Annotated in this window: 12 protein-coding genes; 8 read left to right on the top strand and 4 right to left on the bottom strand. The window is 66.0% G+C overall.

The genetic code is table 11. From position 1 onward, the window contains the following. Window positions 1-42 precede the first annotated feature (42 nt). The gene (gene cobG / locus CH251_RS22155) at window positions 43-1173 is read right to left on the bottom strand and encodes a precorrin-3B synthase (protein WP_256979238.1); all 1131 of its coding nucleotides are present in this window, start codon (window positions 1171-1173) and stop codon (window positions 43-45) included. 247 nt (window positions 1174-1420) lie between these two features. On the opposite strand from cobG, the gene cobN reads away from it, so the two are divergent. The 3 genes from cobN to CH251_RS22140 all read left to right on the top strand — a co-directional run bounded on the left by cobN (window position 1421) and on the right by CH251_RS22140 (window position 5934). After that, window positions 1421-5026 carry a cobaltochelatase subunit CobN gene (gene cobN, locus CH251_RS22150; RefSeq protein ID WP_094615100.1) on the top strand — a complete coding sequence of 1202 codons (3606 nt, stop codon included), beginning with the start codon at window positions 1421-1423 and terminating at the stop codon, window positions 5024-5026. Between the two features lie 18 nt (window positions 5027-5044). Next, window positions 5045-5425 (top strand): PPOX class F420-dependent oxidoreductase, encoded by a 381-nt coding sequence (locus CH251_RS22145; RefSeq protein WP_094615099.1) that lies wholly within the window; start codon window positions 5045-5047, stop codon window positions 5423-5425. Between the two features lie 83 nt (window positions 5426-5508). Further along, window positions 5509-5934: a VOC family protein gene (locus CH251_RS22140; RefSeq protein WP_094615307.1), complete on the top strand. Its 426-nt coding sequence runs from the start codon at window positions 5509-5511 to the stop codon at window positions 5932-5934. A gap of 16 nt (window positions 5935-5950) precedes the next feature. Here CH251_RS22140 and CH251_RS22135 read toward each other — a convergent pair whose 3' ends face one another. The 3 genes from CH251_RS22135 to CH251_RS22125 are packed head-to-tail and all read right to left on the bottom strand — an operon-like array spanning window position 5951 to window position 9629. Next, entirely contained in the window at window positions 5951-7327 is a 1377-nt protein-coding gene (locus tag CH251_RS22135; RefSeq protein ID WP_094615098.1) for a metallopeptidase TldD-related protein, read from the bottom strand. Next, window positions 7324-8880, bottom strand: a complete 1557-nt coding sequence (locus CH251_RS22130; protein ID WP_094615097.1) for a TldD/PmbA family protein — start codon at window positions 8878-8880, stop codon at window positions 7324-7326. Before CH251_RS22130 ends, CH251_RS22135 begins: the two co-directional genes overlap by 4 nt. Continuing rightward, window positions 8862-9629 carry a TSUP family transporter gene (locus CH251_RS22125; protein WP_094615096.1) on the bottom strand — a complete coding sequence of 256 codons (768 nt, stop codon included), beginning with the start codon at window positions 9627-9629 and terminating at the stop codon, window positions 8862-8864. Before CH251_RS22125 ends, CH251_RS22130 begins: the two co-directional genes overlap by 19 nt. Window positions 9630-9646: 17 nt before the next feature. On the opposite strand from CH251_RS22125, the gene CH251_RS22120 reads away from it, so the two are divergent. The 5 genes from CH251_RS22120 (at window position 9647) to lnt (ending at window position 15287) form a co-directional block, all read left to right on the top strand. Continuing rightward, on the top strand, window positions 9647-10810 hold the full coding sequence (locus tag CH251_RS22120) for a sensor histidine kinase (RefSeq protein WP_094615306.1): 1164 nt from the start codon (window positions 9647-9649) through the stop codon (window positions 10808-10810). Window positions 10811-10826: 16 nt separating this feature from the next. After that, the gene (locus CH251_RS22115; protein ID WP_094615095.1) at window positions 10827-11483 is read left to right on the top strand and encodes a response regulator transcription factor; all 657 of its coding nucleotides are present in this window, start codon (window positions 10827-10829) and stop codon (window positions 11481-11483) included. An 81-nt stretch (window positions 11484-11564) separates the two neighbouring features. Next, entirely contained in the window at window positions 11565-12092 is a 528-nt protein-coding gene (locus CH251_RS22110; protein WP_094615094.1) for an FxsA family protein, read from the top strand. 59 nt (window positions 12093-12151) lie between these two features. Beyond that, the gene (locus tag CH251_RS22105) at window positions 12152-13705 is read left to right on the top strand and encodes an amidohydrolase (RefSeq protein WP_094615305.1); all 1554 of its coding nucleotides are present in this window, start codon (window positions 12152-12154) and stop codon (window positions 13703-13705) included. 58 nt (window positions 13706-13763) lie between these two features. Beyond that, window positions 13764-15287: an apolipoprotein N-acyltransferase gene (gene lnt / locus CH251_RS22100; protein ID WP_094615093.1), complete on the top strand. Its 1524-nt coding sequence runs from the start codon at window positions 13764-13766 to the stop codon at window positions 15285-15287. Window positions 15288-15883 lie beyond the last annotated feature (596 nt).

The following is a 15883-nucleotide window of genomic DNA, read 5'->3' as shown; positions in this document are numbered from 1 at the left end:
CCTCAGCAGAAAACCGGTCGCACCTGGGGTGAAGGCACCCACTCAGGACACGCGGTAGCCGATTCCCGTCGCGATGACGTCGGTCACCTCGCCCTTGGGCCTTCCGCAACGCCGTTCGCACCCGGACCAGTGTTGCCGCTCGTCGCGCGGAGTCATCCGGGCCTCGACTGCCGCGGAGAGGTCGGCTCGCACGTCGGCCAACGACTTCTCGCACCCCGGAGATCCGGTGCAGGCGCTCACCCGAATCCACGGCGACGCCGCGTCGAAGATCAGTCCCATCGGGGCGAGCACGCGGACGACCTGTTCGGCCGGTTCCTCGTCCAGATCACACACGATCAACGACCGCCACGGGGTCATGATCAGCGGGCGATCGATGGCCGCGAGGAACTCGGCGAGCCGCGCCCCGAGTACACCGTTGGCCAATCCGGCAGCCAGCGCCACCAGGCCGTCGTCCTGGTCGAGCCATCCGATCGGTGGCACCTCCACAGGTGCGGGCAGCGGCAGGACGGGGCCGGCCGAGAGCCCGAGCCGGTCGAGGATCCGCGCCGGTCCATCGTCCAATTCGGCCACCCGCCACTGGGACTGCCGCAGTTCCACGAAGGCGGCCGCGCAGTTCAGCAGCGTCGAGACGACATCGTCGCGGTCCACGCGCACGCCGCTGTGCCGGCCCGCCAGCAACACCGCGTAGGACCCGTCGGCCTGGGCGTAGGCACCGAAGTCCGGTTCGAGTCCGCACAGGTCGCCTCGGCCGTCGTCGAGCGCGAAAAGCGTCCGACCCGGCAGATCGGCCAGATCGGATCGCGCGCACAGGCCCTCGTCGAGCGCACCGACCAGCGCGCGCACATCGGTGAGGCCGCCCACCCGGCCCGACAGGGGCGAGGCGAGGATGTTGCGCACTCGCTCGTGAGTCGGGGACGGAAGCAAGCCTGCGTCGGCCAACCTGCTCGCGAAGCCGTCCGGATCCGACACCGCGCGCACCTGGATATTGCCCCGCGAGGTCAGCTCCAACGTGCCGTCACCCAACTCCGCAGCGGCCTGCGCCAGCACCTGCATCTGCCCCGGCAACACGACGCCGCCCGGCAGCCGAACTCGTGCCAGCGGCCCGTCTGCGGCCAGATGGGTCGTCAGCGCTCCGGGGCAGCCGTCGGGCATCGACCTCTCTGACGAACTCATGGTCACCAGGCTACAAGCGCAACGGGTGGCCCGATTCCACGCTCGCCCCGGTAGCATTCGATGTCCACGGCTCCGGCCGAGAGGAAACCGGCGAGAATCCGGTACGGTCGCGCCACTGTGATGGCCCCTGGTCCTTCGGGACGGGGCAGGAGTCAGACCCTCTCGCCGACGAGTCGAAGACAAGTTTTGACCGATCACTCGAAGTACCGAAGTCAGGGGCGCGAAACCCCCGAGGAGGGCGTTACCCGTGTTCTTGTTGCTGTCCACGTCGGACACCGATCTGCTCAGCGCCCGTGCCAGTGGAGCCGACTTCACCTGGGGCAATCCTTCCCGGCTGCTCGCCGAGGACATCCCGGCGATGGCGCAGTCGGCCGAGCTGATCATCGTGCGCATCCTGGGGTCTCGTCGATCCTGGGAGTCGGGTATCGACGCGGTTCTCGCGACCGGGCTTCCGGTCGTCGTGCTCGGTGGTGAACAGGCGCCCGACGCGGACCTGATGGAGATATCGACCGTGCCCGCCAACGTTGCCGCGCAAGCGCACAACTATTTGGCCGAGGGTGGATCCGACAACCTCCGTCAGCTGTACAACTTTCTCTCCGACACCGTGTTGCTGACCGGTCACGGATTCGACGCACCGCGGCACCTGCCCACCTGGGGCCACCTCGAACGACGCTCCGCTCCGCAGTCCACCGGTCCGACGGTGGCGATCCTGTACTACCGCGCCCAGCACCTGGCCGGAAACACCACGTACATCGATGCCCTCGCCACCGCGGTGGAGAACGCCGGAGCCACCGCGCTCCCGATCTACTGCGCTTCGCTGCGCACCGCGGAAGCCGACCTGCTCGAGACGCTGAAGTCGGCGGATGCCCTGATCGTGACCGTTCTGGCCGCGGGCGGCACCAAACCGGCCGGAGCGTCGGCAGGCGGGGACGACGAGGCCTGGGACGTCGCCGAGCTGGCCGCGCTCGACGTGCCGATACTGCAGGGTCTGTGCCTGACGAGTTCACGTGCGACGTGGGCCGAGAACGACGACGGACTCTCCCCCCTGGACGTGGCCACACAGGTCGCGGTTCCGGAGTTCGACGGCCGTCTCATCACAGTCCCGTTCTCGTTCAAGGAGATCGACGACGACGGCCTGACCACGTACGTCCCTGACCACGAGCGGGCCGCTCGGGTGGCAGGCATCGCCGTACGGCACGCCCGGCTGCGGCACATTCCGGCTGCCGATCGCCGTATCGCCCTGATGTTCTCGGCCTATCCCACCAAGCATGCGCGGATCGGCAACGCCGTCGGCCTCGACACTCCGGCGAGCGCGATCGCGTTGATGTCGGACATGCGCACCGCCGGCTACGACCTCGGACCGCTGGACGGCCCGGATTCGGTGCCGGGCCTGGCTGCTCGCGACGGTGACGCGCTCATCCATGCGCTGATCGCCCGCGGCGGCCAGGATCCCAACTGGCTCACCGACGCCCAGCTCGAGGGCAATCCCATTCGCATCTCGGCCGCGCAGTACGGCCGGTGGTTCGAGCAGCTTCCCGCAGATCTGCGAGATGGCGTCGTCGAGCACTGGGGCCCGGCACCGGGCGATCTCTACGTCGATCGATCTGCCGATCCGAACGGTGAAATCGTCATCGCTGCAATGCAATTCGGCAACGTGGTGATCATGGTGCAACCGCCGCGCGGATTCGGCGAGAAGCCGGTTGCGATCTATCACGACCCGGACCTGCCGCCGAGCCATCATTATCTGGCGGCCTACCGGTGGATCTCGGCCACGAAGGCCGACGGCGGCTTCGGTGCCGACGCCATGGTGCACCTGGGCAAGCACGGCAACCTGGAATGGCTTCCGGGTAAGACACTCGGTATGTCCGCTTCCTGCGGAACCGATGCGGCTCTGGGAGATCTGCCGCTGATCTATCCGTTCCTCGTCAACGATCCGGGGGAGGGCACGCAGGCCAAGCGCCGAGCGCACGCCACCCTCGTCGATCACCTGATTCCGCCGATGGCCCGTGCGGAGAGCTACGGCGACATCTCTCGGCTCGAACAATTGCTGGACGAGCACGCGAACATCTCGGCACTCGACCCGGCCAAGTTGCCCGCCATCCGCCAGCAGATCTGGACCCTGATGACGGCCGCGCAGATGCACAAGGACCTCGGGCTTGAGGAGCGCCCCGACGAGGAAGTTTTCGACGACATGCTGTTGCACGTCGACGGCTGGCTGTGCGAGATCAAGGACGTGCAGATCCGCGACGGACTGCACATCCTGGGCCAGGAACCCGTCGGAGACGCGGAGGTCGAACTGGTGCTCGCGATGCTCCGTGCCCGGCAGATGTGGGGCGGAGAGCAGACTGTTCCCGGTCTGCGAGAAGCACTGGGGCTCAGCGAGGACGGCGACGAGGACCGCACCCGCGTCGACACCATCGAGGCCGTGGCCCACGGATTGGTCGCGGCGATGCAGGCAACGCAGTGGGATCCTGCCGCGGCCGCGCGGGTGGCGGGCGAGCACGGCGGCGTGGTTGCACAGATTCTCGAGTTCGCCGCAGCCGAGGTCGTCCCGCGTCTGCGCGGGACCTCGCGCGAGATCGCCCAGGTACTGCACGCGCTCGACGGCGGTTTCATCGCGGCGGGGCCCAGCGGTTCACCGTTGCGCGGGCTGATCAACGTGCTGCCCACCGGCCGCAACTTCTACTCCGTCGACCCGAAGGCCGTGCCCTCGAAGTTGGCATGGGAGACCGGGCAGGCAATGGCGGAGTCGCTGCTCGCTCGCTACCGCCAGGATCACGGCGAGTGGCCGAAATCGGTCGGGCTGTCGGTGTGGGGCACGTCTGCCATGCGGACCTCCGGCGACGACATCGCCGAGGTGTTCGCGTTGCTGGGAGTCTCGCCGGTGTGGGACGAGGCGTCGCGCAGGGTGACGCGGCTCGAGGTGATCGACCTCGTCGAGCTCGGCCGACCCCGCATCGACGTGACGGTCCGCATCAGCGGATTCTTCCGTGACGCGTTTCCCCACGTGCTGGCATTGCTCGACGATGCGGTCCGGATGGTCGCCGTGTTGGACGAGCCGGCCGATCAGAACTACGTTCGAGCGCACGCGCAGGCCGATCTCGCCGAGCACGGTGACGAACGGCGTTCCACCACACGCATTTTCGGATCGAAGCCGGGCACGTACGGTGCCGGGTTGCTGCAGCTGATCGACAGCAAGACCTGGCGCAGCGACGACGACCTGGCGCAGGTCTACACCACCTGGGGCGGCTTCGCGTACGGGCGCGGTCTCGACGGCGTTCCCGCCTCGGACGACATGCGCACCGCCTACAAGCGCATTGCCGTCGCCGCCAAGAACACCGATACGCGCGAGCACGACATCGCCGATTCCGACGACTACTTCCAGTACCACGGCGGCATGGTCGCAACCGTGCGTGCGTTGACCGGGAAGTCTCCCGAGGCGTACATCGGTGACAGCACGCGGCCGGAATCGGTGCGCACGCGCACGCTCTCGGAAGAGACCGCGAGAGTGTTCCGCGCCCGGGTGGTGAACCCACGGTGGCTCGAGGCGATGCGCAGGCACGGTTACAAGGGCGCGTTCGAGATGGCGGCGACGGTCGACTACCTGTTCGGCTACGACGCGACGACCGACGTGGTGCAGGACTGGATGTACGAGAAGCTGGCCGAGACGTACGTACTCGACGAGCAGAACCAGAAGTTCATGCAACAGTCCAATCCGTGGGCGCTGCACGGTATCGCCGAGCGGCTGCTCGAAGCGGCCGAGCGAAAGATGTGGGCCGAGCCGGACAAGCAGGTTCTCGACGGGTTGCGCCAGGTGTACCTGGAAACCGAGGGCGAGCTCGAAGGGGAGTAGCGACGTACCCTGAGCGGTATGGCTGCGACCTTCGAAGATATTGCCAAAGGCAAGTACGTCCTGCTGACGACGTTCAAGAAAGACGGCACCGGGGTGCCGACTCCGCTGTGGGGTGCCCTCGACGGGAATCGGCTGCTGGTCTGGACGGTGGCCGATTCGTGGAAGGTGAAACGGATACGCCGCAACCCCGCGGTCACGCTGGCACCGTGCGACATGCGCGGTAACCCCCAGGGCGACGCGGTCGACGCACGGGCCGAGATTCTCGACGCGGCCGAGACGGAGAAGGCCCGCGCGGCGATCGCGTCGAAGTACGGAATCGTCGGATGGCTCACGGTCAAGGGAAGTGTGCTGCGTCGGGGCAAGAGCGGTTCCGTCGGATTGGCGATCACCGCCGCCTGAGTAGCGATCGATGCCATCGATCGCATGCGCGGTTCCGAATGCTTCGTGAGGCAGCTTCCCCTGCTGCCGGAATGGAGCACCACGTGCCAATCGCAGTGACCGATTACAACCATGTCCGCCTCACCGTCAGCGACATCGAACGGTCCCGGTCGTTCTACGACTCGGTGTTCGGCTTCGACGTCGCGTACGCCTGGGATCCCGACGCGGACGAAGAGACCAAGAAGGCCCTGTGGTTCCTCTTCGGTGGCGTCATCTACAAATTCGGTGGCGGCCTGCTCGGTCTGCGCCCGGTCGCACCGAGCGACGACACATTCGCCGAGGACCGTTGCGGACTCGATCACCTCAGTTTCACCGTCGATACCCGCGCCGCGCTCGAGGACGCCGTGAAGACACTCGACGAGTTGGGCATCGCGCACGAGGGCATCAAGGACGCCGGGCCCGGACTGTCCATCCTCGAGTTCCGCGACCCCGACAACATCGCGCTCGAGCTCTCCGGCCCCGACAAGTAGGTCGCGCTACCGAGCCCTACTGAGCGGCGCTCACCGAGGACATGTGCAAGTCGGGGATGCGTAGCGGCGGCATCGCCGTGCGAGTGAACCAGTCCTTCCACTCGCGCGGCAGTGTCGCCTCCGTTGCGCCCGCCTCGGTGACGCGTCGCAACAGATCGAGCGGGCTCTCGTTGAAGCGAAAGTTGTTCACTGCGCCGGTTATTCGACCGTTCTCGATGGCGTAGACACCGTCTCTGGTCAGCCCGGTGAGCAGCAGCGAGGTGGGATCGACCTCTCGGATGTACCAGAGCGTGGTCAGCAGCAGGCCGCGCTCGGTTGCGGCAACCATCTCGTCCAGTCGAGTATCGGTGCCGCCGGTCATGACGAGATTGTTGCCCGGGACCGCGACGGGTGCGGCGAATTTCTGTGCTGCTGCGCGCGGGTAGGACAGGGCCGCCACCGAACCGTCGCGCACCCAGTCGACGCGCTCGATGTCCATGCCGTTGTCGAACACCGATACCGAATCACTCGACGATCCGGCGACCACGAACGGCGCATACTCGAGTCCGGATGCGAGTGGATCGGAGTACAGCGTCAATGGCAGGTCGGTGAGTTTCTCGCCGACTCTCGTCCCCCCGGCCCGCGAGAGTGCGGTGCGGCCTTCCTGCGCTCCGCGGCCCTCCATGGTCCACATCAGGTAGATCATCAGATCGGCCACCGCCGACGGTGGCAGCAGAGTCTGGTAGCGACCGGCGGGCAGTTCGACGGTGTTGCGGGCCCAGCCGAGTCGGGTGGACAGCTCGACCAACATGGCTCGAGCCGAGACGTCCTGGAAGTCGGTGGTTCCGGTCCCCACCCAGGCGCTCGCACCGGATCGCTTGCCGTTGATCTCGACCGATCCGGTGGGCTGAGTGAACGTACGGCGCACACCGGTCGAGGTTCCGAGCCAGACGTTGTCGACGGTGTGCTGCGCGAATCCGTACAGCGTGTCTTCGCCGTCGAATCCGACGTTCAATTCCGTTGCCAGCGAGCCGAACACGTCGATCGACGTGTGCGTCGCACTGCGGTCCCAGTTCTCCGAGCCGGAGGCGGCACCGACCGAATCCGAAGGCAGCAGCGGCATCGCGTCTTCCGCGGTCTCTGCCGATCGTGCTGCCGATTCGCTCGCCCGCACCACCGCCTCGATGTCGTCCGGGTCGACACTCGTCGACGACACGGTACCGACTCGAGTGCCGTCCGCCCCACGCACGATCGAGATGACCTCCCAGCGTCGGGAGGTGGCAATTCCGTTGGTGGTCATGGAGTTTCCGGCCCACCGAAGAGTGGCGTCGCTGGAGTCGGTGACGATCACGATGGTGTCGTCGACACTCGCGCAGGCGAGTGCACGTTCGATCACGAGCTGCGGCGCGATCATCGACCTGCCTCCGATCGGGTGTTGAGAACATTGACGCCGCGGAACAACGCGACCGGGCAGCCGTGGCTGACGGCGGCCACCTGCCCGGGTTGGGCCTTGCCGCAGTTGAATGCGCCGCCGAGTCGCCACGTGGACGGTCCGCCGAGCAGTTCCATCGAGCCCCAGAACTCGGTGGTGGTCGCCTGGTACGCCACATCACGCACCTGGCCGTCGAGCACGCCGTTGCGGATTCGGTAGAACCGTTGGCCGGTGAACTGGAAGTTGTAGCGTTGCATGTCGATCGACCAGGATTTGTCGCCGACGACGTAGATGCCGTCCTCCACCTCACCGATGACGTCGGCTGTGGATCGATCGGTGTCGGGGTCGGCCTGCAGCGACACGTTCGCCATCCGCTGGATCGGAACGTGATGCGGGGAATCGGCATACGAGCACCCGTTGGACCGCTCGAGACCGAGCTTCGGGGCGAACACTCGATCGAGTTGATAACCGACGAGTGTTCCGTCGCGCACCAGGTCCCATCTCTGCGACGCCACTCCGTCGTCGTCCCAGCCGATGCTGGCCAGGCCGTTGATCTCGGTTCGGTCGGCGGTGACGTGCATGATGGGCGATCCGTAGCGCAACGTACCCAACTGGTCCGGGGTCGCGAACGAGGTGCCGGCGTAGGCGGCCTCGTAGCCGATGGCCCGATCGTATTCCGTTGCGTGCCCTATCGATTCGTGAATGGTGAGCCACAGGTTGGTCGGATCGATGACGAGATCCGTCGGTCCTGCCACGACGGACGGTGCCTTCACCTTCTCGGCCAACCATTCGGGGATCCGCGCCAGCTCGTCGGCCCAGTCCCAGGTGCTGTGCTCACCCAGGTACTCCCAGCCTCGTCCGACGGGTGGCGCGAGGGTGCGCATGGTCTCGAACGCACCGGCGGATCGATCCACCGTGGTGGCCTCGAACTGAGGATTGAGTCGCACCCGCTGCTGAGTGATGCTGCTGCCGGCCAGATCCGCGTAGAACGACTGCTCCTTGACCTGCAGAACCGAGGCGGTGACGTGGTCGACGCCGTCCGACGCGGCCAGCCGGGACGAATACTCGGCCAGCAGTGCCACCTTTTCGGCGGTGGGTACCTCGAACGGGTCGATGTCGTACTCCGACACCCACGTCGCATTCGAGTACACCGGCTCGGCGGCGAGTTCCACGCGTTCGCGATTGAGTGCGCGCAGCGCGGTGGCCACCTCGACTGCACTGCGTGCGGTGGCTGCGGCCGCGTCGGTGCCGAGTTCGGCGTGCGATGCGAAACCCCAGGTGCCGTCGACCACGACCCGGACGGCGAGACCGATCTCACCGGCGTCGATCGCGGATTGAACGGAGCCGTCGCGCAGCGAGATCGACTGAGTCGTCAAGCGCTGCACGCGAACATCGGCGTGTGTTGCCCCGGCTGACCGTGCCGTGCTCAGGGCGGCGTCCGCGAGGGCCTGCAGGGGCAGAGCCAGGAAGTCGGCGTCGACCGACCGATCCGATTGTCTCGTCACGCCTGAAGACGCTAGCCGAATTGTTGCCATCCGAGTCGGACGACCATCCCCACCACCACGACGAGCAGGACGATTCTCACGAATCCGGCACCGCGGGCGACCGCTGTCCGCGACCCGAGGACGGCACCGAACACGTTGCATACCGCCATGACTGCTCCGAGTTGCCAGTAGACGCTGCCGGTGACGGCGAAGAAGGCGAGGGCACCGACGTTGGACCCGACGTTGATCACCTTGGCCATCGCGGCGCTGCGCACGAACTCGGTTCCGAGCATCGTGGCGAAGACGATGATGAGGAACGTTCCGGTGCCGGGCCCGAGAATGCCGTCGTAGAAGCCGATTCCGGCCGCTGCGCAACCGATGACGATCAGAACTTTGCGATGGGTCGGCGGCGACGGTGCCGCCGTTCGACCGATGGTCGGACGGCACGTGACCAGTACGGCCACACCGACGAGAACGACCATGATGATCGGGATGAACAGCTCGCGATCGATCAACGACACCGCAGCAGCGCCTGCCGCCGAGGCCACACCGGCGAGGACGCCTGCCGGAATCAGCACCGCCCAGTTCAGCGAGACCTTCCGCGCGAAGGTGACGACGGCGGCGACGGTACCGAACACGGCAGTCGCCTTGTTCGTCGCCAGTGCTGCCTGCTGCGTCAGCTGAGGGGCCACGAGAAGAATGGCGGGCAACAGGATGAGGCCACCTCCGCCCACCACGGCGTCGACCCAACCGGCGGCCGTGGCAGCGACCATCAGCAATGCCCAGTCGGCAGCAGTCATACGGCAAACTCAATCACATGCGTCGATTCAGTCTGTGGCTCCGTGGGCAGCCGTTCGTGGCCGATGCCCTGTTGGCGGCCGGGCTGTTCGTCGTCGACATTCTGGTGTTCGTCAGCTCGGTCGACGGTCTCAACGGGCCGTTGTTCGTGGTGTTCTCGGTCGTGCTCACGATGCCCATCGCGTGGCGTCGCCGTCTGCCTCGCTCGATCGCAGCACTCACTCTCGTCACCACGCTCGGCTCCGACATAGCGGGAAGCCTGGTGGGCGATGCGTACAACGGTCACCCGGCCGCTCTGGCCCTGCCGATCATGCTCTACACCCTGGTTGCGTACGTCGGTCGAGTTCAGGGCGGCATCTATGCCGCCGCACTCGCTGCGTACACCGCCGCCAACCTGTACCTGTTCGCCCAACCGGTCTTCACGACACTGTTGTTCAGTGCGCTGATGTATGCGCTGTCGTGGGTTGCGGCAGAGTTTCTCGGGGCCCGCAGGGCATACGACGAAGCGACGCAGGCCCGTCTCGTGGTAGCCGAGTACGACCGGGACCGACGCGCCGAAGAGGCCGTGATCACCGAGCGCACGCGCATCGCACGCGAACTGCACGACGTCATCGCCCACAGCGTCAGTGTCATGGTGGTCCAGGCCGACGGTGCCTCGTATGCCATCAGGCGCAACCCCGATCGCGCGGAGCAGGCCGTGGCCAACATCTCCGCCACGGGCCGGTCGGCGCTCGCCGAGTTGCGTCGAACCGTCGCTCTGTTGCGGACGTCGCCCGACTCGGACGACATGCCCCAGTACGGGACCGCAGGCCTGGCCCGTGTCGTCGAGATGATGGGTCGCACCGGGTTGAACGTCGAGCTCGAACAGACCGGGAACCTGGACGACATCAGCCCGGCGATCAGCCTCGGAGTGCACCGTTTGGTCCAGGAATCGCTGACCAATGTCCTACGGCACGCCGGCCATGCGCCGCGCGCCGTCGTCAAGGTCGTTCGGGAAGAAGAGGCGGTCACCGTCGAGATTTCCGACAACGGCACCGGCGCCGGCGCACCGCCGTCCGCGGACGGCGGTGGACACGGACTGCTCGGAATGCGTGAGCGAGTAGCGGTACTCGGAGGCACCCTGCACGCGGGTCGGACGCCACACGGCAATTGGCTCGTGCGGGCAACGCTGCCGATCGAGTGAGGACTAGGTTGGGTCGGTGCCGATCACCGTTGTCGTCGTGGACGACCAGGAACTCATGCGCATGGGGTTGAACATGGTGCTCGAGGCGCAGGACGACATCGAGGTGGTGGGGGAGGCCGCCGACGGGGCGGGAGCCGTCGAGGCCGTGGCCAGACTTTCTCCGGCAGTGGTGCTCATGGACGTCCGCATGCCCGGCATCGACGGCGTGGCCGCCACCCGCACCATCACCGAATCGGGTTCTGACGCCAAGGTTCTGGTGATGACGACCTTCGATCTCGACGAACACGTGCTCGGAGCGCTCAGGGCGGGGGCCAGTGGATTCCTGCTCAAGGACACTCCACCGGAAGACCTGGTCTCCGCGATTCGCAGCGTGGCCGCAGGCGATGCCGTCGTCTCGCCCAAGGTCACCAAGCGTTTGCTCTCGAGGTTCGTCGCACAGACTCCGTCGACCTCCGACGCCTCCGTGCTCGACGCTCTCACCGGCCGCGAGCGCGAGGTGTTGGTGCACTTGGCGACCGGCTTGTCCAATGCCGAGATTGCGGCCACCCTGCATCTGTCCGAGGCGACGATCAAGACTCACATCGGCCGAATCCTGACGAAGTTGGGCGTCCGCGATCGAGTCCAGGCCGTCGTTCTGGCGTACGAAACGGGTCTGGTCCGGCCGGGTTCCTGAGAATCTCCCGGCAAACCGGGCACTTCGGGAGCGATTTCGATGCCCCGGGCGTTTTACCGGTGAAGCGAAGAAAGGACCGTCATGCTCGCTCTGTTCGTACTCTATGCCGTGGTCGAGGTCGCAGCGCTGGTCGCTGTGGGAAGCGCGCTCGGTGTGCTCTGGACCGTCGTACTGCTGATCGGCGGATCGCTGATCGGGTCACTGTTGGTGCGATCGCAGGGCAGACGCGTGTTGGACGGTCTGCAGAGGGCATCGCGAGGCGAGCGATCGGCCGGTGGGGCCGTGGCCGATGGGGCTCTCTTCGCCGCCGGGTCGGTTGCGATGTTCGTGCCGGGTCTGGTGACCACGGTGATCGGATTGCTGTTGTTGATCCCACCGACCAGGTGGTTGCTGCGCCCAGCGGTGATGTGGGCCGCCGCACGTTGGTTGCCGCAGGTTGCGACCGCAACCCGGCGCATGCGCCCCACCGTCATCGACGGTGAGATCCTCGACGATGACAGCACACGAGAACCGAATGCATCCGGTTCGGCGCCGATTCTCGAAGGACAGGTGATCGAGGCCGACCGGTTCGATCCCGCCGCCGGGGATTTCCGGAAGCCACACCGGTAGGGGCAGACTGGTCGTTCGTGACCACCGAATTGTTCTGCGGCGGACGGATCTACAGTCCGATGGCGTCCGACGCCACCGCCATGGCCGTGACCGATGGAATTGTCAGTTGGATCGGTGAGGATCGCACCGGGCGAGCTCTTCACCCAGGGGTGCCCGTCATCGACCTGGCCGGTTCCTTCGTGGCACCGGCGTTCGTGGACACACACGTGCACGTCACCGATCTGGGACTCTCGTCGATCGGACTCGACCTGTCCGGCTGCACCTCGCTCGAGCACTGTATGCGGGTGCTCGCCGAGCATGCATCGTCGTCCTCGGACGCCCTGGTCTGGGGACACGGCTGGGACGAAACCGACTGGCCCGAACATCGCGCGCCGTCGACAGCCGACCTCGATGCGGCAGCGCCCGGACGCCCCGTGTACCTCACTCGCATCGATTCGCATTCGGCCGCCGTCTCGACGCCGTTGCGCGTCGCCGCGATCGGCATCGAATCCGCCACCGGCTTCTCGGGGCAATCCCCGCTCACCGCTTCCGCGCATCACCTCGCGCGGCTGACGGCACGGTCGATGATCACGGCCGATACCCGGAATCGGGCTCGAACGGCTGCGCTCGACAGTGCCGCGGCGCAAGGAATTGTTGCTGTCCACGAATGTGCCGGTCCGATCGTGTCGGGCATCGACGACTTCCGTGAACTGATGTCCACCCAGCACGGAGTGGAGGTCCGCGGATACTGGGGCGAGCTGGTCGAGACGGCAGAGCAGGCGCGGCAGCTGCTCCAGAGAACCGGTGCCCACGGGCTGGCCGGTGACATCTTCGTCGACGGCTCGCTGGGATCACGGACCGCATGGTTGTCCTCTCCCTATGCCGACGGCTCCGGATCGGGCGTGCCGTACGAAGACGTCGACGCGATCGCCGGACACATCTCGGCATGCACGACGGCCGGAGTGCAGGCGGGTTTCCACGTCATCGGTGACGCGGCGGTCTCGGCTGCCGTCACCGCATTCGAGCGGGTGGTGGCCGAGCTCGGAACTCCCGCCGTCGCCGCGTGCGGGCACCGGCTCGAACATCTGGCAATGGTCGCACCCGAGCAGGCCGAAAAATTGGCTTCGTGGGGCGTGATCGCCAGCATGCAACCGATGTTCGACGCACTGTGGGGCGGTACGGAAGGGTTGTACTCGGCACGGCTCGGCGCAGATCGGGCGTCGGCGCTCCATCCGTTCGCGCGCTTGGCATCGGCGGGGGTGTCGCTCGCATTCGGTTCGGATGCGCCGGTCACTCGACTCGATCCGTGGGCGGCGGTCAGGGCCGCGGTCAATCACCGCACGCCGGGCAGTGCCATCTCGCCTCGGGCTGCATTCTCGGCGTCTACCCGCGGAGCATGGCGCGCGGGCGGAGTCCGAGACGGATTGGCAGGAACATTGGTGCCGGGGGCACCCGCATCCTTTGCGGTGTGGGAGGTCGACGAACTGGTCGTCCGAGCACCCAAGGACAGCGTGCAACGATGGTCGACGGACCCACGCGCGGGGGTATCTCCATTGCCCGGTCTCGATCCGTCGTCCGACAGTCCACGGTGCTCGATGACCGTGCATCGCGGACAGGTCATCCATGAGATCTGAGTCCGCCTCGGGTGTCGGAACAGTGACCTCGTCAGCGGAGCGGCTACGCCGGGGCGCGATGTCCACTGCGCTGTCCGTTGCCGGTGGTGCACTGATATTCGCGAGCTTTCCGCCGCGAACACTGTGGTTCCTGGCACCGCTGGGTATCGCGCTGCTCGCCCTCGTCCTGACCGGCTTCGGTGGCCGTAGGTCGGTACCGCTGAAAGCGGGATTCGGCTACGGCTGTGCCGCCGGACTCGGATTCTTCGTTCCACTGCTCCCATGGATCGGTGTGTACGTAGGACCGATGCCCTGGCTGGCGCTCGCCGTCGCCGAGTCCGTCTTCGTCGGCTTGTTCGGAGTGCTCGGGGTGTTGGCGGCACGGAGTGCAGGGTGGCCGTTGTCGATGGCATTGGCCTGGAGCCTGACCGAATGGCTCAGATCCAGCGTTCCCTTCGGTGGCTTTCCGTGGGGCCGACTGGCATTCGGACAACCCGAGGGCTGGCTGCTTCCCTTGGCGAGCATCGGGGGTGCACCGTTGCTCAGTTTCGGGGTGGCGCTGACCGGAACCGGAACGGCGGCGCTGCTGGTCGCGGTCGGTCGACGAGGAGGAGTGCGTTCGTACCTCGGCCCGGTCGCCGCAACGACGGTGGCGTCCATCGTGGCGCTGATGCTGCTACCGACGCTGCACAGCAACGTTGCACCGGAGGGCGACGAACGGACGGTGACGATCGCGGCGGTCCAGGGAAGCGTCCCGCGTCTTGGTCTGGATTTCAACGCACAGCGGCGCGCGGTGCTGGACAATCACGTCCGAGAGACGATGACGTTGGCCGACGACGTCGAGGCCGGCAGGCAGCCTGCTCCGGATCTCGTCGTATGGCCCGAGAATGCGTCCGATATCGATCCGTTGAGAAATGCCGACGCTGCGACTCTCATCACACAGGCGTCGGTGGCTGTGGGGGCTCCGATTCTCGTCGGCACCGTACTCGTCAATGCCGATGGCACGAACACGAATTCGGTTATTGCGTGGAACGGTACCGCTGGGCCCGGTGAGCGGCACGACAAGAAGATAATTCAACCGTTCGGCGAATACTTGCCATTCCGAAGTTTCTTCCGCCTGTTCTCGGAATATGCCGACCGAGCGGGTTATTTCGTGCCCGGCAACGGAAATGGAGTGGTACGTGCCGGGGGAATAGCGGCCGGAATAGCGACGTGCTACGAAGTCGCATTCGATCGCGCCCTCGAGGAATCGGTCCGGTCGGGCGCAGAGTTCATCGCCATACCCACCAACAACGCGACCTTCGGCGACACCGAAATGACCTACCAACAACTGGCGATGTCCAGAGTGCGAGCCGTCGAGCACGGAAGGACAGTCGTGGTAGCGGCCACGAGTGGCGTCAGCGCGATCGTGTCGCCGGACGGACACGTTCTGCAACAGACGCCGCTCTTCACCCCGGACGTGCTGGTGTCCAGCGTCGTACTGCGACAATCCCTCACCGTCGCGACACGAATCGGCTTCGGATCGGAACTGGTGCTGTGTCTGGCAGCAGTCGGGGCCCTCGGCGCGACGCTGTTGGCCGGGCGCCGCCGCTCCGTCCTCTGAAACAATCGCCAAGTCGGCAAAAGGCAGGTTTATCGCATCGTCGAGTCGGATACGCGTCCGGCAATGCCGGTCGATGCGGCGTGCGGAGTCATTCGTTCGACCGAATAGCATCTGTTCGAGTGGCACTCGAGGTCACTTCTGTAACAGGCTGGAGACGGCGGTCGATGGTTCTTATGATTACTGTCCAAAAGAACCTTGCCGATGTTGTATCTTTGTAAGCCGCTGGGGTGCTCGACGCGGAATTTTCGGGTCGTCTTTCAGCGGATGACCGACGGTCTCGCGTTGGTATGTGAGCGCAGTATCGACGCCGAGATTGTCGAGCGTGTCGTACGCCTGGCGGGGAGGGGAGTTCATGTCGTACAGGACGATGGATTCGAGAGTCACCACACACTCGTTCACTGAACTCACGGTTCGTTCGATTCGGTAGAACCGGGCTCTCTCCCTGTTTCAATCCGGTCGGCTGTGCGCGACGAATTGATACACAGCCAAATCACCACCGAACGTGCGTGAATCGACACGAACGCAGACCAGAACGGAAGCCAGAATTGCTCAATCGCGCGCACAGGCCGCCGCGGCTCGACACTCCGAATCGAACC

This window comes from Rhodococcus sp. 06-462-5, assembly GCF_002258315.1.
Taxonomy (GTDB): domain Bacteria; phylum Actinomycetota; class Actinomycetes; order Mycobacteriales; family Mycobacteriaceae; genus Rhodococcoides.
Note: the sequence above shows the minus strand (reverse complement) of the source record. Positions and strands in the feature narration are given on the sequence as shown.